Raw genomic sequence first — 20,363 nt, forward strand, 5'->3', positions numbered from 1 at the left:
TAAAGAAATGACTCATATAAAAACTCAAGCTTCATCTTCTGCAGAAATAGGCGCAAAAATTAAGAATCTACGCTTGCAGCGTGGGATTGGTTTAGGTGAATTGGCTAGACTGGCTGGAATAGGCAAGGCAACGTTATCTTCTTTAGAGTCTGGTAACGGAAATCCTAGGCTGGAGACTCTGGATGCAATATCGGTAGCGTTGCGGCTTCCGCTTGGCGATTTGATTACTCCAGATATCTCTGAACAAGAAGTAATTGTACGGGCTACCCCTGATCCCGAGGTGTTCAGTCAAGAACTTCTTTTTCGTCTTCCTAGAGGGCTATCAACTGAGATCTGGCATTTAAGAATGCGTCATAATGAAGTGATTAAGAGTCCGGCACATGCGGCCGGCACGACTGAGCATATATTTGTTTTTTCGGGGGCATTGGAAATCAATTACAATAACAAGGAAATAGTTATGGGCCCAGGTGATTTCGTAAGAATAGTCACTGATGTACAGCATTCTTATACAGCGATCGGTGATGTTGATGGTTTGGTGCTTATGGCTTATTCCTTGTAAAATATATACCAAGATATAATTGGTTTTTCTTTTTAAGAGTGCAATTAGATTTTGAGTATGTGTGGTGCGCGCTTTAATTATTGGTATGTGTAGTATCGTTTAAGCTCAATGATTGAGTCGCTATAGCGAGGATGCCATTTATAGTCATTATTGAGTATGTCGCGGAATTGTTTCAATGTTGTTTTATAAGAACGGTAGCGTGGTTATCGCTGACAGTTGCCGTTAGATTTGAATTACGATGGGCCGAAAATGAAGAATGGGGGAGAGTCGATTTTACAAAGGCGGTAGGGGATTGACCGAGCACCTTGCGAAACATGCTGGAGAAGGCGCCCGGATTGTCGTAGCCGAGTTCCAGAGCGGTTCGGGTAACGGAGCTACCGGAGAGTAGTCTGGGGAGGGCGGCCATCAGGCAGGCCTGCTGGCGCCATACCGCGAACGACATGCCGGTCTGCTGACGGAACAGGCGATTGAAGGTGCGTTGGCTGCGATGCAGTTGCCGCGCCCAGTCCTCGGGCAGGCTACGGATATGCGGCTGGGCGAGAAAATCCTTACACAGGCTGGCAAGCTGAAAATCTTGGGGCATAGGAGCGAACAGTGGCAGTGACGGCGCCAGTTGCAGCTCGTACAGCAATAGCTGAGCGAGGGCGCCATCGCGACCGCTCTCGTCATAGCGCGCGGGCATGTTTGCGGAGGCCAGCAACAGGTGATGCAGAAGCGGCGTCACGACCAGCACTTCGCAGCTGCGGGAGGGGCGCGGAGCCGCGAGAGGCTCGATATACAGGCTACGGGTACTGACGCCGTTCATCCGCACCCGGTGGCGCTTGCCCGCCGGCAGCCAGACACCGCTATAGGGCGGTACCATCCAGGTGCCGTCATCGGTATCCACTTCCATCAAGCCCGTCATGCCGTAGAGAAACTGGGCACGGCGATGGGTATGAAAATCAAGCACGATGCCGGGGCTGTAGTCGGTGCCGATGGCCACGATGGGCCGGGCCACATGTTCCACGTCCGCCAGAGGAATATTGAGCATTTGTTGTCAGCGTGGCCGAAATACAATGATTATTGGCCAACCGACGAAAGTCGGCCACTCCTTACCGGAATATCGTTCCTGTCGTTGAGTTCCATCAGGAGAGTTCCGGTGTATGGCGTATTGCTTCTCTGCGGCGGGTTGGCTGGGGTTACCACCGTGTTGTTCGGTTTCGGTGGCGGCTTCGTCGTCGTTCCCTTGATGTACACCTTACTGGTTGCCGTCCATGGGCCGGATAGCGCAGCTGGCCTGGCGGCCATGCATATCGCGGTGGCCACCTCGACCGCGCTGATGATCTTCGCGGCTTCCCTGGCGACATGGCGTCACCACCGGCGACGGACAGTGCAATGGCATCTGGTGCGTCCGCTGGTCGGCTATATCGCTATCGGTGCCGTGCTCGGCGCGGCGGCGGCAGTGTCGTTGAGCGGTGACTGGGTGCGCTGGGTGTTCATCGGCTATCTGGCGATCACGATTGCGGATGCCATCCTGCGGCCTGGCTTCCTGCATCAGGTGAGTGGCGATGTACGTCCCATGGGCCGCCGGGTGACAGCGATGACAGGCACGTTCATCGGCACTGTCGCCGCCTTTCTGGGTGTTGGCGGGAGCGTGATGACCGTGCCATTCATGCGCCGCAGAGGGGCCAGCATGACGGCGGCCACGGCGATGGCCAATCCGTTGTCGTTGCCGATGGCGGTGAGTGGCACCGCGACTTATATACTGCTGTCGGCCAGCGATACCGCTCTGGGCCCCTGGTATGCGGGATATGTGGATCTGCGCGCGTTGCTGGCGCTGGCGGTGGGGTCATGGCTCGGCATCCGCCTGGCGTCGCGATGGATCGGGCGCATTCCCGATCGCATCCATGCCGGGGTGTACCTGTTGTTGCTGACGGTGGTACTGGTGGTGATGGTCGTCATGCACTGAATCGAGTCGGGGCTTCCCTGATGGTGGTGAATTCCACCATGTTCTCGGTAAACAGCGCTGATGGCCTGATGGTATTCATGACTGGCACTTCGATGTCATAACCGATCCTGCCGGATTCGTCGGAGAGGGCGTGCCATGGTCGGTTGACAGTGAACTCACTCGAACAAGGCCGGTATGAGCGAACAACCTCCAATCCTTATCTATCAAGGTGCCCTAGACAGGGCTCGACCCGAAGGGCCGAACCCTGTATGCCAGATATTTGCCTGTTGGGAATAGCTCTGCATCGAGTTGGCGTAACCATCTACATTTGAGATAAAAAAGCCGATAAACGTTAAAATATGACGTCTGGCCTGGAACTGGTCCAGGACCAGTTGCCCCAATGAGTACGGGCAGCCGGTGGGGAAAAACGAAGGCAAGGCCGTCGGAGGAGTCGGTAGGAGAAGGCGGGGCCACTGTTGGCGATGAGTTCGAGGACTTTTGATGGCGAACAAGAAAGCACAACGCCAGGATCTCGACATCCATCTCGGTACGGATGGGGAGTTCTCGATGAAAGCACTATGCGTCGGCTTGCCCGGCTGACCACCCAGCTAGGCTATTCTTCGATCTGCTTGGCAAATAAACTCTTATTCACCAAGGATCGTTACTGTATTGGTCACAGGTAAATCCTTGACCGACTGAGCCTGTGCCAGGAGTTGGGAAACGATCGTGTTGAGAGGGCAATCCTTGGGCGCAAGCATACAACCTATAACAACATTTTAATCAGTGAGGTATGAAAATCTTAGCGATTTTAGTAAAAGCTCTTGTGTTAGCTGGCGCTTTGAAGCAGCTAGATGCCCTGCAACGCCTTGGTTGGCATACTGCCCCGGGTGATGACGTTGGACGTGGCGGCGGTCACAGCGTGCATTGGAGGGCTGAGGCATGGCTCCCGATGTTAGCTGCAATGATGAAAGCGGCCGACAACGTCGATGCGACCTTGGATCGCTGTTTTCTGCCGTCAGCGCCGTGCCGTGGGGCGTTCTTCGCAACAGCTTGACCTCCAGGCGCTGCTCCAACTGGCGGAGGTAATATAACCTATTTACTGCACAAGCGCGTTGAGAAGGACAGATGATAAACGTTCGTCCTTTTGGCTCTGACAATGCGGAGCAAGACTCCGCATTGTCATCTGTAATCGAGAGCACCCTGAGGCCGAGATGTACGCTGATCAGGCGGGATCCGAGATATGCAGGCTGCCACCGCGCTTGATCAGAAAGGCCAGGTAGAGCAGGCCGATACCGATCCAGGCCACTCCCAGCAGTTGTGCGAAGTGGCTCATGCTGAGCAGTACATAGCCGATGATCGCCAGGCCGACGGCCGGGAAGGCCAGGTGGGCCAGCCAGCGCTGCGACCCTTGGCGGAATACGTAGTGATTGATCACCGACAGGTGCAACAGGCAGAAGCCGGTCAGGGCGCCGAAGTTGACCAGCGTGGCCAGCACGTCCGGTGCGTCGAGGAAGACGATGCCGATCCCCAGCGAGAGCACGGCCACCAGATACAGGCTGATATGCGGGGTCCGGTAGCGGGTATGAACCCGGGCCAGCGCGCCGGGTAGCTTGCCGTCGCGGGCCATGGAAAACAGCAAGCGTGACACGGCGGCCTGCGAGACGATGGAGACCGCTACGCCCCAGGCCAGTGCGGTGGCAATCGCGGTGAGCGTGCCCAGCCAGCTCCCGCCGGCGGCTGAGGCGATCTCGTAGAAGGCGGTGTCCGCGGTCTCGAAGGTCATGCCTACGGCCAGGTCGGTGGCCAGCCAGGTCTGCAGGATGAAGATGCCCCCCATCAGGAACAGGGCGATCAAGGCCGCGCGGCCGATCTGGCGGCGCGGGTCGCCCTTGACCTCTTCCGAGAGTGTCGAGATGGCGTCGAAGCCGAGGAAGGACAGCACCGCCACCGAGACGGCCGTCATCACCAGGTTGAGATCGAAGTTGGCCGGGTCATAGAACGGCACGATAGTGAGCTCGCCACTGCCCATGCCGCCATAGAGAGCCTTGAAACCGAACGTCAGGAACAGGGCGAGGACGATCAGTTCCCCGATGAGGAACAGTTTGTTGGCCCGGGCGGTAAACGTGACGCCCCTCAGGTTGACGAGGGTGGCGCCCATCAGGAACAGCAGCATCCAGCCCAGCTTGGGGATCATCGGGAAGAAATGGTGCAGCGCCAGGGCACTGAAGATGTAGAGCAGGGGCGGAATCAGCAAGTAGTCGAGCAGCAATACCCACCCGGCGATGAAGCCCAGGTGCTCGTGAATGCCTCGCTGCGCGTAGGAGTAGACCGAACCGGCGATGGGAAACGCCTTGGCCATCTGCCCGTAGCTCAATGCGGTGAACAGCATCGCCACCATGCCGATGAAATAGGCCAGTGGCACCATCCCCTCGGCGTCGGCGTATACCCAGCCGTACACGCCGAAAGGGGCGATGGGAATCATAAAGATCATGCCGTAGATGACCAGGTCGGTCAGGCTAAGGCCCCGTTGCAGTTGTTGTTTGTAGCCGAAGTCTTCGATGGACATGGGGGGATCCTCGGGTTGTTGTTCTCGATGAGGCAGGGGTCAAAGCAACGGAGACAGTCGCCTGGTCCAGACGTCGATCGACCGCTCGTCGCCTAGCAGATCGTTGCGAAGCTCGAGCAGGACACAGGGCAGGCCGCGGGCATCGCCGTGGACCGGTACGGCCACGTCCTCGTTGGGGTGAATCTGGTAGGGCTGGTTGTCACCGACGTGGATGCCTTGCCGGGCGAGTGGCAGCAACAGGCGCTGGGCATAGTCGTGGGCATCCTGGTACAGCACCCCCAACTCCCAGGGGCGCTCGACACCATTCAGGGTGGGGTTGAACGAATGTACCGCGACCACCCGCGTGGGGAGTCCAAATCGTTGGCGCCTTTCGAGCAGCCTGGCGACAGCGCCATGGAAATCGCTGAACAGCCGTTGCCGCGCATGGCGCTCGGGCTCGTCGATGTCCCGGTTGCCGGGAATCGACCAGGTGTCGCTCCGGGATGGGATGCTGTCCGGCGCATGCAGGGGGCGGTTGAGGTCGATCAATAGCCGCGAGTAATTGGCGGCGATCAACGGCGCATCCAGCTCCTCGCTGAGTCGCTGGGCCAGGGCCAGGGCGCCGATGTCCCAGCCGATGTGATTGAGCTCCGCGCCCTCGGGAATCCCGAGGTTGGCGTAGGCCGGCGGGATATAGGGACTGGCGTGCTCGCAGAGCAGCACCACGGGGTGCGTGCCCTGTTCACGATGAACCGTGTAGGCCGGTCGGTCGAAAGGAAGGGCGGCGGTAGTGTTTGGGCTGGGCATGGCGCGTCTCAATAGATCCGGGCGTAGTGATCGCACAGGGCGTCGTTCCCGAGCCCGTCGACATTCGAGAGTTCCTGGCGCTTGACCGCCCGGTAAGTGGCAAGCAACGCCTCGGGTATTTGCGCGATTAAGGCTTCGGCCTGGTTCAGTTCGCTCAAGGCCTCGTTCAGGGAGCGCGGCAAGGCACGGATACCCAGTGCCTGACGTTTGGCGGCGTCCAGCGAGTCGGGGTCCTGATCGGCGCGGGCGGATAGAGGCAGGCGTTGCTCGATGCCCAGGCGACCGGCGATGAGGATGGCCGCGAGCGCCAGGTGCGGGTTGGCCGTTGCATCGAGTGCGCGGTACTCCAGGTTGAACTGCCGTGCCTGCGGCGTGGCGCTGAGGGTCGTGGTCGGGCAGATGCGCAATGCCGCTTCGCGATTGCGGACCCCGAGGCAGGTATAGGCGGAACTCCACTGGTGGGGCTGCAGGCGCAGGTAAGACACCGGCGATGGTGCGGTGAGCGCGCACAGCGCGGGCATGTAGTGCAGCACCCCGGCTGCCCAGTGGCGCCCGAGGGGCGAGAGCCCGTCGGCGTCTTCGCTGCCGGGGAGGGCGGGCCTTCCCTGGTCATCGGTAAAGCTCAGATGAAGATGCACGCCGTTGCTCACGCTGCCGACACGGGGTTGCGGCGTGAAACTGGCGTGAAGGCCGCACTGCCTGGCCACGTCGCGCACGATCTCGCGCAGGTTGACGGCCCGGTCGGCGCTGGCCAGGCCCAGGGCCGGCCGGCAGGTCACTTCGTATTGATGCCGCCCGTATTCCGGCAGCAGGGTTTCCGGCTCGTTGCCGCTCGCCGCCAGGGCGTCGGCCAGGCGAGAGAGGAAAGACCCCGCCGCACGCTGGGCTTGTAGCGAAAACGCGGGCGCGTCACCGTCGAGCCCCGAGAGAGTGAATTCATGTTCGAAGGCGGAACACACCTGCCACCCCAGCGTATCGGCATAGCGCGTCAGCTCACTGGCCAGCATAGTCCGTGGGCAGGCGGACCAGGGTTCGCCATCCAGGGTGCGCAAGTCGCCATGTACGAAATGCAGGTCCGGCTCCGACTCGTTGGGGCGGGGCACGTGCATGCGGCTTTGGGGATCGGGTACCAGGCGGAGATCGCCGTGCGACCCCCAGGGGTTGGGATCGGCGATGATGTCCTGCGGTGTCAGCGCGCTGTTGGCGGGCACCCAGCCACAGCCACTTGCCGCATGGTTATCCAGGGCTTCCAGCGGCACGGCGCGGCCTCGGGTGATGGCCGTCAAGTCGGTAGTGACGATATTGATCAGGTCCATGAGGGGCTCGTCTTGTCATTGTTGGGGCATCGAATCAGCGCGCCGGCATCGCTGCCAGGCGCTCGAGTACGCCGTCGGTGTCGGTGATATGGCAGTAGCCGGCGATGGCATCGAGACAGGCTCGGTGGCGGGTATCGTCGTGGGTCGCGCAGGCGTCGTCGACCAGCGTGACGAGGTAGCCGCGATCGGCGGCGTCGCGCACCGCCATGTCCACGCACTGATCGGTAACCACGCCGCAGACGATCAGCCGCTCGACACCCAGGTTGCGCAGCACGTAGTCGATGGCGGTGGAGTTGAAGACCCCCGAGGAGGTCTTGGGCAACACGATCTCGTTGGGCGTGGGGGCCAACTCGTCGATCACCCGGGCGTGAGGGTGGCCCTTGGGCAGATGTATGCCCGACAGCTTGTGATCCAGGGAGCGGTCTCTGCCATCTTCGGTCAGGCTTTCGATGATGGTATGGAGCACGTTCTCGCCGTTGGCGCGAAAGGCATTGAGCAAGCGAACCTGGTTGGGAATCACGGTTCCGTTCAACCGGGCATAGTAGTAATCGCCAGCCACTCCCTGGGTGTGTGGATCGAGCCCCGGACGCGCCCAGATCTCCTGCATGTCGACGAACAGTAGCGCGGTGGCATGCCGCAGGTAGGGGAGGTCGCGGGGCGAGTCGGCCGGTGCGGTCATCTTCATTCGTCCTCGATCAGGTGGACATGGAACTGGGCGCGGATTTCGTCGATACGGGCCAGGCGTTCGTTCAATCCGGACTCGGCGGTCAGGGTGAGGCAACGCACCAGGGCCTCGACCTGGGCCATCGCAGGCAGTAGCGAATCGAAAGGGGATGGCGACTCGACGGGGGCGCTGATGATCAGGTCCGCCAGGGTCCGCAAAGGTGAGTCGTAGACATCGGTAAACAGGACGAGGCGTGCCCCCTGGCGCTTGGCGATATGCACCAGGGTTGCTGCCTGAGCCTGATAGCGGCGGTAGTCGAACACGATGAGGACATCGCGTTGGCCCAGGTCGATCAGACTGTCTATAGCGCTGGCATCGGCCAGCAGGTGGCAATCGCCACGCAGTAGCTTGAGATGCGCATGGAGATAACCCGCCAGGAAATGACTGTAGCGGCCGCCATGCAACCAGATGCGTTGCCCGGGCGAGGTGAGCATTTCACTCAGGGCTAGGATATCCGGCGCCGACAGCAGATGACGGGTCTCGTCGATGAGCTTGCCGGCCCCCACCAGGTAGTCGTCCCAGGCTTCCGGCACCGGATGGTCATAACGCTGTTTGTCGAGTTGGAGGCGTGGCGAGCGTAGACGCTCGTCGACTTCCTGTACCAGCGACTGCTGGAAGCTGGCATAGCCGCTGTAGCCGAGCTTTTTCACCAGCCGCATGACGCTGGGCTCGCTGACACCGGCCGTGGTTGCGAGGCGCGCCATGCTGCTCAGACCGGCGCGCGGAAAGTCATCGAGCAGCGCGCGTGCCACCTTGCGCTCGGCCGAGGTCAGCCGCGTGGGAGGGTCGTTCAAGAGATATTTGAGATCGGGCATGATGAGCACTTATTTTGTAGTGCATCCGTCTATCGATGCATGATTATTATATTTTCGTAGTAAATGCTACATTTTTGCCGGTGTCAACGCCATGATGGGTCCGCTTCGCCGGCGAACGCCAGGGCGTCCATACCGCCCGCTTCGGCGAGATCGAGCAGCGTGGGATGGCGCTGATTAACGACGAGCATCAGCGTGTCCTGGCCGAGGTATTCACCGAGTTCTCGATACGGAAGCGGAGCTGCGCCGTGAGAAGTTGGCCTTCTTCGAGTATCGGCTGACCGAGGCCGGTCGCCAGTCGGGCAAGGCGGAGGCTAGCGATATAGCGCGCTGATTGAGCTGGGGTTGTTGAAGTACGGCCATTTATTTTCGCGATGTAAATTATGCGAATGAATAAATGGGGCGTGTTGACAGTCGTGAAACGACGCGCTCATATTGATTTGACGAAATAACAATACTCATCAATAAGCGAGACGATCATGAATGGAATAAAAGCATCGCTTCTGCCTGCCGCTCTTATGGGGACAATGGCTATTGGCAGCGGGCTAGCTACGACCGCTTTCGCACAAGATCCATATACAGTCGGTGTAGAGGCGTCCTTCCCTCCTTGGGCTTATGTGGAGGCGGGGGAATTCAAGGGAATCGCAATCGATGCTATGGAGGCGATAGCCGAGGAAACCGGCATCGAGATCGAGTTCCAAGACATGCCATTCCCATCGCTGATCCCGGCACTCGCAGCGGAGAAAATCGACATTCTCGCTACCGGCCTTACGGTTACCGAGGAACGTAGTGAGAACATCGATTTCACTATTCCGTGGTGGGAAACCAACGATGTAGTGCTGGTGCCCGAGAATTCCGACCTGAACGTCTTCACCGCCGTGTGTTGTGGGGCTCGCGTAGGCGTTCAGGGCGGCTCTTCCCAGCAAGCCTGGATGGAAGAAAACGTTGTTAATTCCAGCGATATCGATGTCGAGCTGGCCAAGTACGACAATTACGTCACTGCAGTCAATGACATGGCAATCGGGCGCATCTCCTCGGTCATTGTCGACGATACCTCTGCTCAGGAGTACATCAACGCGGGCAAGCCAGTGAAAATGGCGGGCAAGATCTTTATTCGTGCCCCCTTGGCACTCGCGGTATCTAAAGGCGACCCTCAAGAGATCCTAGGTGATCTGAACCAGGGTATCCTCGCCATTTACGAATCCGGTGAGTGGAGCAAGATCGTTGAGAAGTACATCCCTGGAGTCACCGTACCTGCGATTCCAGGCCACATGCCCGATTATGTCGATACTTATCAGAAACCGGTGGCCGGTCTTCCTGAGCTCGGTAACGACTAAGTCGCTATGACAGCGGGCGCTTTCACGGTAGAGAAAGCGCCCGTTGCGTTAGGAAAGCCGGTATGGATATATACGATGTATTGCTTCGCGATTTTCCCTTCCTACTGAAGGGACTTGGGGTGGCCATCGTGCTGTTGGCCGCTTTGTTGATGATCGGTTTCGTGCTGGGCTTGGGCATCTGCCTTGTCCAGCTCTATGGTCCTAGGTCTCGGCTGGTGCAGTGGCCGTTGGTACTCTACGAGCGCGTCTTCCGGGGCGTGCCGATTATTATCATGCTGTTTATCTTCTTTTATGGCATCTCAGGAGTTTGGGACATCTCGGCCTTCGGTGCTGCGGTGTTGGCCATGGGGCTGCGCTCGGCGGCCTACCAGTCGCAGATTTTCCGTAGCGCCTTCCAGTCGGTGCCTGCCGGGCAGATGATGGCTGCCCGGGCGATGGGTATGTCTAAGATAAAGGCGATCCGCCACATCGTTTTCCCTCAGGCGGGGCGGCACGCCATCGGCCCCTGGACGAACGAATTCTCCTCGCAGATCAAGGAAACCTCCCTGGCCTACGTCATCGGTGTGGTCGAGCTGACTCGCCAGGCGCATTACATCATCACCAGCACTCAGGGCAATGTGCTGACCGTATTTGCCGTGGTGGCGTTGCTGTATTTTATCCTCAATCGGGCGGGCAATAGCCTGCTGTACGCCTTCGAACGCAAGCTGGCCGTGCCTGGTTTCGAAAAATAACGCGAGAGGAACGCCAATAATGGCCGACGATCTGATTCTGGACGTGCAGGACATAAAGAAGGCCTACGACGGCTTGGAGGTACTCAAGGGGATCGGCTTTGGGCTGCGCAAGGGGGAAACCAAGGTGCTGATCGGCCCCTCTGGCTCGGGCAAGAGCACCCTGTTGCGCTGTATCAATTACCTCACGGTGCCGGATGCCGGACGCATTTATCTCAATGGCGATGAAGTGTTGGACAGCAATATCGACGCCATGCGAGCGCGAATGGGTTTTGTTTTCCAGGACTTCAACCTCTTTTCACACCTGACGGTGCTCGACAATGTGCGCATTTGCCAGGTCAAGGTCAAAGGCACGGACAAGGCGGCAGCTACCCAGCGTGCGCATCGCGAGTTGGAGCGGGTTGGTCTGAGTGACAAGGCTGACGCCTACCCGGCTGAGCTATCCGGCGGCCAACAGCAACGTGTTTCCATCGCACGGGCTCTTGCCATGGACCCCGATGTACTGTTGTTCGACGAGCCCACCTCGGCGCTGGACCCGGAATTGACCGGCGAGGTGGTGAGAGTGATGCAGCAGTTGGCCGTTGAAGGGATGACCATGGTAGTGGTAACCCACGAAATGAGCTTCGCTCGCCAGGCCGCCGACGAGATCATTTTCATGGAGAAAGGTCACATCATCGAGCAGGGTTCACCGGAAACCATGTTCACCGAGTCCACGCACGAGCGGACCCGAGCCTTCCTCAACGTTATAGCGGAGCACGGGTGAGCCATGCAGGAATTCATTGAGTTCGGCATCGAGTGGCTACCCGAGTTGCTCATGGGCGTGCCGGTCACGTTATCGCTGTGGGTGATTGCCATCACCCTGGGCTTCTTCCTTGGGCTGATGCTTTGCTGGGCCAGGGTCTACGGGAACCGGCTCTTCTACTGGATCAGCACCGCCTACGTTGAACTATTCCGCGGTACGCCAATGCTGGTTCAGATGTTCTTCATTTATTTGGGGCTGCCCCACCTAGGCATCGTCTTTGATGCCTTTACGGCAGCAGTAATCGCCATCACTCTCAACAGTGCCGCCTATCAGGCAGAGTACTTTCGGGGTTCGGTGCTGTCGGTGCCTAAGGGGCAACTAGTGGCGGCTCGATCCTGTGGCATGACTCAGTGGCAAGCGATCCGCCACATTCTGTTACCCCAAGCGCTTCGCCGGGTGATTCCTCAATGGTCCAATGAGGCGATCATCGAGCTCAAGTTTACCTCTATCGCCTACACCATCGGCGTAGTGGAGATTACGGCCATCGCCTCGGATATCGGTTCGCGTACCTTGGACTTCTTTATGGTCTTCCTCTGGGCTGGGGTCATTTATCTGGTGCTCACCTCCACGGTGGCGAGTCTACTGGGGCTCATTGAGCGGCGAATCTATGTGCCCGGAGTGACGAATGTATGAAGCTTAAATGCCATTACATGGCAATGCTGGCCCCAGGCGGCTGCCAGTTCCCGCACCCACACTGCCGACTGGAGCGGTGTGCAGTGCTGTCGAGGGGTTAATAGCGGAGTTTTTTCCCAGGATTATCTACCTCGATGCGGATTATCGCGCCAGTGGCCGATTCCGTCATGTAAAGCATCCGCCGATCAGGCCCGCCAAAGGCGAGATTGGTCAGGGTTCGGCCCTTGGTCGGCGAGCGCAGTCGCCAAAGCGGTTCGCCGTGGGGATCGAAAACCCACACACACCCGTTGCCGGCATCGCAGACGAAAAGATTTCCCGCCTCATCGAGCGCCAAACCATCCGCGCCGGAAACACCGCCCGCCAACTGCACGAACATGCCAACCTTTCCGGCCGGTCCTTGGTCTTTCAAGGGAATGCGCCAGACCCCGTTGCCCCGTGTCATCGCAACGAACAACGCCTTCTCCGCTAAGTCGCACACTAGCCCATTGGGGCTGATGCCATTGTTGATCAGGCAATCGAGTCGACGCGTATCGAGATCGTAGCGATAGGCCCGGCCAGTGGGATCCTGAAGCCCGGTTTGGCCCTGGTCTGTAAAGTAGAGGCGGCCTCGCTGATCGAAGAAGAGATCGTTGACGCCTTTGAACCGTTCACTGCCCACATGCGTCAGGATAGGCTCTGGCTGGCCGCCCTGGGGTGAGAGGGCGAGAATGCCGTGACGATAATCGGCGATCCATAAGCGACCGTCGGGGCCAAAACGCATACCGTTTGGCCAGCCGTCGTAATGCGCGATGCATGACCATTGGCCTTCGGGCGTCACGCGCAGGATACGTCCATGGGGAATATCCGTGACGAAGAGATTGCCTTCAGCATCGAAAACCGGCCCTTCCAGAAAGCTGGGGACTGACTGGCCGGGCTTATTGGCATCGATCCATTCGGAAGGTGCATCGTACAGCTTGAGACTCTCGGGAATTTCGCTGAAGACTTCACACCAGCGTGTTTCAGGGGGCGCATAAAGGCTCATGGCGATACCTCCCGGTGTGTCGAGGATGGTCCGTGGCTGCGGTAGGCATGCCACATCAGGGCCGCGGTTACTACTGAAGCGATGACCGAAAGCAACAGTCCTTGAGTCAAAGCGATGATGCCGGCCAACACCATTGCCAGGCGTTCGACGGGGTTGAGCTTGCGGCGGAAGAAGCCAACATTCGCGGCGCTGATCCCGATCGTGGCCAGGATCATCATGGCGATGGTCGCTATCAACGAAGGCAGATTTTCAAGGTATTGCGGTTCCAGGTTGATCTCGGGATGATAGACCCAGGCAAAGGGGAGCAGGAAGGCCACCAGGGACAGCCGCAGTGCACTGAAGGCAATGCTGAGCGTACGTTCCCCTGTGATGGCGGCAGCGGCGAAAACAGCCAGGGCGACCGGTGGCGTAATGGCCGACAGGACAGCGTAGTAAAAAACGAAGAGGTGGGTTTGCAGCTTATCGACACCCAGATCCAGGATGGCCGGGCCGGCGACAAAGATGACCATCAGATAGGACGCGGCGGTCGGCAAGCCCATGCCCAGTAGAATCGAGCAGAGTGCGGCAAGAACAAGGGCCAACAGCAAGTGGCCTTCACCCAAGCCCACAATGGCTTGGTTGAGCGTAACGCCAAGGCCGGTGACATTGACGGCACCGATCACGATGCCGATTGCGGCACAGGAGATCAGCACAGCCAGGCCATCTCTCCCGCCGTCGACGATGACATCCTTGAGCCCGTTAAGTGACAGGCGGGTATCGGGTAGTAGCATGGCGATCGCGAGTACGACTGTCGCGGCGGACATGCCGCACCAGGTGGGCGAGTAGCCCATCATCAGCAGGGTGATCAGCGTAGCGAATCCTCCCAGCAACACGATGCCCTGGGACTTGCGTCGATGGTCAAACGGGTCGTTTCCGGTCTCTTCGGGCTTGAGCTGTAGGCGGCCCGCTTCGAAGGCGACTGCCGCAGACAAGGCAAGCAGATATAGGAAGGCCGGAACGATGGCGGCCAGCGCGATCATGGGATAAGCAATGCCCGAGATTTCGGCCATGATGAATGCGCCCACCCCCATGATCGGTGGCATCAACTGACCCGAGCAAGAGGCCACGGCTTCCACCGCACCGGCGAAGCGGCCTTGGTAGCCAGCGCGCTTCATCATGGGAATGGTCAACACGCCTGTCGACATCACATTGGCAGGGGCTGAGCCGTTGACGGAGCCAAACATGGCCGAACCAATGATCGCGGCTTGCGCTGCCCCCGAACGGCGCCCGTTGGCTAGCCGCAGCGCCAGGAAGTTGAAGAAATCCCCGGCACCGGTATGGCGTAACGCGGCACCGAGAATCACGAACATCAACACGACATCGACGACAGCGCCCAGAGCGATCCCGTAGATTCCCTGATAGCTGTAACTGACTTCAAGCACTTGATCGAACCACAGCTTGCGATGGCCTAGCTCTCCCGGGAGATAGTGGCCAAAGAAGAGATACAGCAGGGCACCGCCGGCAATTGCGACAAGCGTCCACCCCTCGACTCGCCGTGCGGCCTCCAAGACCAACAGCGTCCCGGTGGCATAGCAGAGGATATCCCAAGTGTTGGGAAGCCCCTCGCGGAAGGCAGCAATATTGTCATATTCGATCAGGTAGTAGCCGCTGCTGGCGAGACTGAGCAGAATCAGCAAAACGCTCAGCCCCTGATCCAGCTTGGGAAAGCGAGGGGCGAGCAGGCCAGGTTTCAAGGAGAACGTGGCAATAAGCCCAAGCAGTAACGCAATGCCATACATGATCTGGGCCGGATAACGCACACCCAGCGTGGTCCAGACGATGAACAGGGTCAGTGCGGCGCAGGCAGCCAGGCCCAGACCCCGCAAAGCGGGGTCGGGTAGCGCGGTGGGTTGCGGTGACATGGCCATCTCTCGAAGCGCGTTATTCGATCAAGCCGATTTCGCGGAAGTAACGTTCGGCGCCGGGGTGCAGTTCGGCCGTCAGTCCCGTTGTCGCTTCGTCACGGCGCAGCAGGTTGAGCGCGGCGCTGGTCTGCTTGATGGAATCCAGGTTGTTCCACAACGACTTGGTGAGTTCATAGGCGGTCTCTTCATCCATGGCCTTGTTGACGACGAACATGTAAGGGAACGTCCAGAAGTTGACGTCGCCATCGGCCTCGACACGCCCTTGGTAGGCGTTTTCGATCTCCTCGCTGGAAATGGATTTCAGGCGGTAATGCTCTCCGGCCGTGATGTTTTCCCTGAAGGCATCCATCCTGTCTTCGCTGGGGGAAATGAAGCGCAGGTCCATGGTGCGTGAGGCATTGTCGATTGCTGCCTGAGGCAGGCCGCCCCAGACGAACGTGCCATCGAGCCGCCCGTTGGACATCTGGTTGAAGGCATCGCTGTAATCGATGTATTGAGTATCGACGTCTTCGCCAGGTTCGAAGCCGTAAGCTTCCAGAAAAGCGCTGCTGACTCTGCCGGCATTACCGCCCGGGCGACCAATGGCAATGCTGTGCCCATCCAGGTCAGCGAAGCTTTCAATGCCCGCATCTTCGCGCACGACATATTGGCCGGCGCTGGTACTGATGGCGAAAAGGCTGCGAAGGTCCTGGTAGGCCTCGGACAGACGGTCCGGATCCTGGCTGAAATTACCACGCTTGTTGACGGCGTCGAGATAGTGCGGAGCGCCAATCACCGCGATATCCAGGCGCTTGGAAGCCAGTTGCCGAAGACCGTTGACGCTGCCGTTGTCGACGACGGTGAGTCGGTTATCCCCGTCGCTCCTGGCCAGTTGATTCGACCATGCCACGGCCAGCGCATAATCATCAGAAGTTTGTGAGGTCGCGCTGACGACCAGGTCATCGGCATGCGCGGTACTCAGACCAATCGTCGTTGCTGCGAGCAGAGCGAGCAGGGTGCGAGGCGTGCTGTTCACTTTCATTGTTAGTTCTCCAGGATTGCCGGTGATACCTTCGGTGCGTATTGAAATTGTTTTATCGTGCGTCGCGCTCGGGAACCGCGCGTTGTTCCGGACCGCCATAGGGCCATAGCCAGCCCTTGGGAATCGGTCCTTTGTTGCGGCCGCCCTGGCATTTCTGTTCCCAGGCGTGGGCGAGTATGCCGACCGAGCGGGACAGGCAGAACAGGCCGCGAGCCAGCGGTGCCGGGAAGCCCAGCTCGGCGTAAATCACCGCAGTCGCTCCGTCGATATTCAACGGAATTGGTTTGTTTTTCCTGGCGATCAGCTGGCGTTCGATTTCACGCGCGATCGCCACGAAGCTGCCTGCCACTTCGTGACGAGCGGCAGCTTCTTCCACCAGGCTCAGCAGCTTCGGGCCACGCGGGTCGATGGGGTGAAAGCGGTGGCCGAAGCCGGGAATGATCTTGGTGCGTGTCTGCTGCCATTCGGCGATGCCGTCGCTGACAGCGACGTCCAGAGAGCGGCCCTCGTTCTGTAGTTCGAGAATACGTTGGTAGAGTTCCACGGCTTGTTCTCCCGCACCGCCATGTACGTCATCGAGGACGTTGACGGCCGATGCCATGGCATTGTTGAGGCTGCTGCCACAGGTCATGGCCATACGAGCAATAGCGATACTGGGCGCTTGCGGGCCGTGGTCGACGGCACTGACCAGCGCAGCTTCAAGCAGCGTCGATTGGGCGCGGCTGGGCAACTCGCCCCGGGTCATGAGCCACACCATGTCGGCGAAGTTGACCTGGCCAATGAGTTCCTCGATAGGATATCCGCGATAGCGGATCTCCCCTGGACGCATGTCGATGATGTCGGTTTGCCACCACTGCTGGGCCTGGCGTGCGTCAAGGTCTTGTGCTGCGTCGTTTAGCTGAGTCATGGCGTTATCGTCCGGTTGATCATTCATCGTTAGCGGCATGTGCGGGCAGCAGCTCTTGATTGTCTGCTCCCAGGCGTGGGGGCGGGGTGGCAACTCGGGGAGCCTGGCCATCAATTCGGTAGCCTCCGCTGACAACTTCCAGGGGACGGCCCACCTCGCTCTCGTCGAAGCGCTCGATCAAACCGCGGTCACGCACCTGGGGATGGGCCAAGGCTTCGGCAACGCTATACACCGGCCCGGCCGGGACGCCGGCCTCGACCAATGTACGCCACCAATGCTCGGTAGTTGCATTGCCCAGCGCGGCTTCGATGCAGTGGGTCAGCTCGGTACGGTGGTCCAGGCGCGCCTGTCGCTCGGCAAAGCGAGGATCGTGACACCACTCTGGGTGGCCGAGGATGTGGCAGACCGCCTCGAACTGCTCCTGCTTGTTGGCCGCGATGTTGATCAAGCCATCACCGGTGCGGAACGTCCCCGAGGGGCTTGCCGTCACGTTGTCATTGCCGAGTGGGCGGGGCTCCTTGCCGGCGATGAGCAGGTTGGAGACCGCCCAGCCCATCGTGGCCAGCACCGATTCCAGCATCGATATATCGATGAAATGGGCGCGACGAGGCCGCTCTGCCAAGGCGGCGTTGATGGACATGGCTGCAGTGAGACCGCCGACAGTATCGGCGAGTGGATAGCCGACCCGGTAGGGCGCATTGTCAGGCGCGCCGGTAATGCTCATCACGCCTGCCATACCCTGGATGATCTGGTCATAGGCGGGATAGTTGGCCAAGGGGCCATCCTGGCCGAAGCCGGAAATGGCACAATAGATCAGCTCGGGATTGACCTCGCATAAGGCCTCATAGCCTAATTCGAGGCGCTGCATTACACCGGGACGAAAATTCTCGACCAGCACATCGGCTTCCCTGACCAGTTCAAGGAAGCGGCGACGGTCATCGGGCTGTTTCAAATCGAGGGTGACTGAGCGCTTACCGGCATTTTGGGCCAGAAAGGAAACCCCCATGAGATCGCGGTTGAGCTCGGGATCGGCACCTAACTGACGCGCCAGGTCCCCGCCTTGGGGGCGTTCGACCTTGATCACCTCGGCTCCCAGGTGGGCTAGTTGATGGCAGCAGAACGGCCCTGCCAGAACGTTGGTCAGGTCGAGAACGCGGTAGCCAGAGAGTAGTGCGCTCATGTGTTTCCCTAGATAGAACAAGTTTTGACTAAGAGAATATGAGCGGGGTCATTTCGTTGCAAGCCAGTTTCGTCTATCAGAACATTAGCCTTTGGTCCCATTTAGGAGAAGCTCTATGAATCAACGACGCGTCGAGGCCGTCGAGCGGGCGTTGACCCTGTTGGAGGCGTTCTCAGCCGACCGGCGCGAGTTTTCGCTGACCGAGTTGGCAAACGCGACCGGCTTTTACAAGAGCACCATCCTGCGGCTTATGGCATCGCTTGAAGTCTTCGGTTATGTGGTGCGTGACGAACGCGGTATTTATCGGTTGGGACCAGCATTCGCCCGGATGGCGCCGCTGGCTGGCGAGGGGCCACAACTCGAGAATCTGGTGCGGCCCATTCTGGAATCGTTGCGGGATGCGAGTGAGGAAACCGCTTCGTTCTACATCCGCCATGGCGATGAGCGAGTCTGTCGTTTACGGGAAAATGGGCGGCTGGAAGTTCGCCATCACCTCGAGGAAGGTGTGCGCTTACCCTTGGGGCGAGGGGCGGCAGGGCGTGTGCTTAACTATGAGATCCCGCGAGGGCAGGTCTCCGTTTCCAGTGGGGAGCGCCAGGTAGGGCTGTCTGCAGCAGCGATCGGTATTTATAACTCTGAAGGCGAACTCATGGGCGCATTGGCACTTTCCGGCCCAAGCGAGCGATTCAATGCCTTGGTCCGTGATCGCTACGTTCCCCTTCTGACCCAGTATGCAGCGGTATTGGAGCGGCAATGGCCTAAAGCACTGCGCCCAGCTTGAGTCGGCCTGACAGACCTATAGGCAAAAGCCCAGCGCCCAGCGGCGTTGGGCTTTTTCATGCCCAGAAGATAGGCAGGCCGGCAGATTGGATGCGTGTTGCTATTCCAGCCGGGCAAAATGCTCTTGCGACTTTAGTTGGCATTTCGCTGTTCACCATTGACGAAGGGCAAGCGTGCTCTCTAGATTCCCTTCTATAAAACAAGTTGCATTGCATAGAACAACGAGTCGTTAATGGAGCACACCATGAAAAAGGCCCTTCTCAGCGCAGCAGTCGTCGCCAGCACCGTTGCCTTTCCTTTTGCCGTTAGTGCCTATGAACCTCAAGGCAAGGTCGAGTGCCTCGCTCCAGCCGACCCGGGTGGTGGCTGGGATTTCACCTGCCGAAGCGTCGGGCGAACCTTGGAAGAGCTGAACCTGGTTCCCGGCAGTGTTCAAACCATCAACATGCCGGGCGCCAGTGGAGGCGTGGCCTTTGCCCACGTCATCAGTAAGCGAGCCGGGGACGAGGAGCTGCTCGTGGCTGCCTCAACGGCAACGACGACCCGGTTGGCGCAAGGGCAGTTCAGGGGAATGAATGCCGATATGGTCAACTGGATCGGCGCTCTGGGTGCCGATTACGGCATCATTGCGGTGGCCGACGACTCCGCGATCGAGAATTTCGAGGACCTTCTTGGCACACTCAAGGAAAAGCCGAACTCGGTCAGCTTCGCCGGAGGCAGCTCAAAGGGCGGGTGGGACCATCTCAAGGTATTGATGCTGGCAAAGGAAGCCGGCGTGGAAGGTCTTAGCCGCATCAAGTACCTGCCTTTCACCGGGGGTGGCGAAGCCATGACCCAGGTGGTTGGCGGTCATATCGATGCGTTTACCGGGGATATCAGCGAAGCTCAGGGCTTTATGGAATCCGGTGACCTGCGCGTGCTGGCCGTTCTCGCCGACGAGCGTCTGCCCGGCGATCTCAGCGACATTCCCACTGCGAAGGAGCAGGGCGTGGACGTGGTCGGGGCTAACTGGCGCGGCTTCTACATGCCGGCGGATATCTCCGACGATGCCAAGCAGTACTGGATCGATACCCTGGATCAGTTGTATGCCAGTGATGAGTGGCAGGGCGTCATGAAGCAGAATGGGTTGATTCCTTTCGATGTACAGGGGGAGGAGTTCAGGCAGTTCGTTGAAAATCAGATCAACGACATTGAGACCCTCTCCAAGGAAGTTGGAATCATCCAGTGACCCAGCTCAACGACCGCATCTTCGGCATACTGATGCTCGTCCTGGCCGTCGCGTACGGCTGGGGCGCCACTCAGTTCCCGGAACCGTTCGGTGGGGCCGAGTCGGTCGGCCCCGAAACCTTTCCCAAGGTAA

The 20,363-nt window shown here is 59.2% G+C and carries 19 protein-coding genes and 2 pseudogenes; 10 read left to right on the forward strand and 11 right to left on the reverse strand.

All coding sequences use genetic code 11. The annotated features are described in order from the left end of the window. The first annotated feature begins 7 nt into the window (after nucleotides 1-7). On the forward strand, nucleotides 8-559 hold the full coding sequence (locus tag MHM84_RS17205) for an XRE family transcriptional regulator (RefSeq protein ID WP_239267567.1): 552 nt from the start codon (nucleotides 8-10) through the stop codon (nucleotides 557-559). A 172-nt stretch (nucleotides 560-731) separates the two neighbouring features. On the opposite strand, the gene MHM84_RS17210 is transcribed toward MHM84_RS17205, so the two are convergent. Further along, complete coding sequence (locus tag MHM84_RS17210) at nucleotides 732-1,589, reverse strand: helix-turn-helix transcriptional regulator (protein ID WP_239267568.1); 858 nt, start codon at nucleotides 1,587-1,589, stop codon at nucleotides 732-734. A 108-nt stretch (nucleotides 1,590-1,697) separates the two neighbouring features. On the opposite strand from MHM84_RS17210, the gene MHM84_RS17215 reads away from it, so the two are divergent. After that, nucleotides 1,698-2,507 carry a sulfite exporter TauE/SafE family protein gene (locus tag MHM84_RS17215; protein ID WP_239267569.1) on the forward strand — a complete coding sequence of 270 codons (810 nt, stop codon included), beginning with the start codon at nucleotides 1,698-1,700 and terminating at the stop codon, nucleotides 2,505-2,507. A gap of 1,201 nt (nucleotides 2,508-3,708) precedes the next feature. Here MHM84_RS17215 and MHM84_RS17220 read toward each other — a convergent pair. Genes MHM84_RS17220 through MHM84_RS17240 form a run of 5 tightly spaced genes read right to left on the reverse strand, consistent with a single transcriptional unit; the run spans nucleotide 3,709 to nucleotide 8,693 of the window. Next, on the reverse strand, nucleotides 3,709-5,052 hold the full coding sequence (locus MHM84_RS17220) for an APC family permease (RefSeq protein WP_239267570.1): 1,344 nt from the start codon (nucleotides 5,050-5,052) through the stop codon (nucleotides 3,709-3,711). Between the two features lie 39 nt (nucleotides 5,053-5,091). Then, nucleotides 5,092-5,838, reverse strand: coding sequence for an N-formylglutamate amidohydrolase (locus MHM84_RS17225; RefSeq protein ID WP_239267571.1), 747 nt, complete (start codon nucleotides 5,836-5,838; stop codon nucleotides 5,092-5,094). An 8-nt stretch (nucleotides 5,839-5,846) separates the two neighbouring features. Continuing rightward, nucleotides 5,847-7,154 (reverse strand): glutamine synthetase family protein, encoded by a 1,308-nt coding sequence (locus tag MHM84_RS17230; protein ID WP_239267572.1) that lies wholly within the window; start codon nucleotides 7,152-7,154, stop codon nucleotides 5,847-5,849. Between the two features lie 34 nt (nucleotides 7,155-7,188). Further along, on the reverse strand, nucleotides 7,189-7,839 hold the full coding sequence (locus MHM84_RS17235; RefSeq protein ID WP_239267573.1) for an isochorismatase family cysteine hydrolase: 651 nt from the start codon (nucleotides 7,837-7,839) through the stop codon (nucleotides 7,189-7,191). Continuing rightward, nucleotides 7,836-8,693, reverse strand: a complete 858-nt coding sequence (locus MHM84_RS17240; RefSeq protein WP_239267574.1) for a MurR/RpiR family transcriptional regulator — start codon at nucleotides 8,691-8,693, stop codon at nucleotides 7,836-7,838. Before MHM84_RS17240 ends, MHM84_RS17235 begins: the two co-directional genes overlap by 4 nt. Before the next feature lie 98 nt (nucleotides 8,694-8,791). Between MHM84_RS17240 and MHM84_RS17245 the strand changes: the two are divergent. The 5 genes and pseudogenes from MHM84_RS17245 to MHM84_RS17265 form a co-directional block, all read left to right on the forward strand. Continuing rightward, nucleotides 8,792-8,994, forward strand: a pseudogene (locus tag MHM84_RS17245) (DUF1338 family protein); the annotation flags it as partial. A 175-nt stretch (nucleotides 8,995-9,169) separates the two neighbouring features. Then, complete coding sequence (locus MHM84_RS17250; RefSeq protein ID WP_239267575.1) at nucleotides 9,170-10,027, forward strand: ABC transporter substrate-binding protein; 858 nt, start codon at nucleotides 9,170-9,172, stop codon at nucleotides 10,025-10,027. Between the two features lie 62 nt (nucleotides 10,028-10,089). Further along, entirely contained in the window at nucleotides 10,090-10,758 is a 669-nt protein-coding gene (locus tag MHM84_RS17255) for an amino acid ABC transporter permease (protein WP_275445820.1), read from the forward strand. Nucleotides 10,759-10,777: 19 nt separating this feature from the next. Then, a complete protein-coding gene (locus tag MHM84_RS17260; protein WP_239267577.1) occupies nucleotides 10,778-11,518 on the forward strand; it encodes an amino acid ABC transporter ATP-binding protein in 741 nt (246 codons plus the stop codon). Nucleotides 11,519-11,521: 3 nt separating this feature from the next. Then, the gene (locus tag MHM84_RS17265; protein WP_239267578.1) at nucleotides 11,522-12,190 is read left to right on the forward strand and encodes an amino acid ABC transporter permease; all 669 of its coding nucleotides are present in this window, start codon (nucleotides 11,522-11,524) and stop codon (nucleotides 12,188-12,190) included. Nucleotides 12,191-12,287: 97 nt separating this feature from the next. Here the strand turns inward: MHM84_RS17265 and MHM84_RS17270 are convergent, their stop codons facing one another. Genes MHM84_RS17270 through MHM84_RS17290 form a run of 5 tightly spaced genes read right to left on the reverse strand, consistent with a single transcriptional unit; the run spans nucleotide 12,288 to nucleotide 18,223 of the window. Next, on the reverse strand, nucleotides 12,288-13,211 hold the full coding sequence (locus MHM84_RS17270; protein WP_239267579.1) for an SMP-30/gluconolactonase/LRE family protein: 924 nt from the start codon (nucleotides 13,209-13,211) through the stop codon (nucleotides 12,288-12,290). Further along, nucleotides 13,208-15,112, reverse strand: a complete 1,905-nt coding sequence (locus MHM84_RS17275; RefSeq protein WP_239267580.1) for a TRAP transporter fused permease subunit — start codon at nucleotides 15,110-15,112, stop codon at nucleotides 13,208-13,210. Before MHM84_RS17275 ends, MHM84_RS17270 begins: the two co-directional genes overlap by 4 nt. Nucleotides 15,113-15,131: 19 nt before the next feature. Beyond that, complete coding sequence (locus MHM84_RS17280; protein WP_239267581.1) at nucleotides 15,132-16,136, reverse strand: TAXI family TRAP transporter solute-binding subunit; 1,005 nt, start codon at nucleotides 16,134-16,136, stop codon at nucleotides 15,132-15,134. A 52-nt stretch (nucleotides 16,137-16,188) separates the two neighbouring features. Further along, complete coding sequence (locus tag MHM84_RS17285; protein ID WP_239267582.1) at nucleotides 16,189-17,043, reverse strand: citryl-CoA lyase; 855 nt, start codon at nucleotides 17,041-17,043, stop codon at nucleotides 16,189-16,191. 19 nt (nucleotides 17,044-17,062) lie between these two features. Continuing rightward, nucleotides 17,063-18,223 (reverse strand): CoA transferase, encoded by a 1,161-nt coding sequence (locus tag MHM84_RS17290; protein WP_239267583.1) that lies wholly within the window; start codon nucleotides 18,221-18,223, stop codon nucleotides 17,063-17,065. Nucleotides 18,224-18,338: 115 nt separating this feature from the next. Here MHM84_RS17290 and MHM84_RS17295 point away from each other — a divergent pair, with 115 nt between their 5' ends. The 3 genes and pseudogenes from MHM84_RS17295 to MHM84_RS17305 form a co-directional block, all read left to right on the forward strand. Next, complete coding sequence (locus MHM84_RS17295) at nucleotides 18,339-19,004, forward strand: helix-turn-helix domain-containing protein (RefSeq protein WP_239267584.1); 666 nt, start codon at nucleotides 18,339-18,341, stop codon at nucleotides 19,002-19,004. Nucleotides 19,005-19,247: 243 nt separating this feature from the next. Further along, entirely contained in the window at nucleotides 19,248-20,231 is a 984-nt protein-coding gene (locus tag MHM84_RS17300) for a tripartite tricarboxylate transporter substrate-binding protein (protein ID WP_239267585.1), read from the forward strand. Between the two features lie 32 nt (nucleotides 20,232-20,263). Then, a pseudogene (locus tag MHM84_RS17305) lies at nucleotides 20,264-20,363 on the forward strand (tripartite tricarboxylate transporter TctB family protein); the annotation flags it as partial.

It is taken from the genome of Halomonas sp. McH1-25, assembly GCF_022348165.1.
GTDB lineage: Bacteria > Pseudomonadota > Gammaproteobacteria > Pseudomonadales > Halomonadaceae > Modicisalibacter.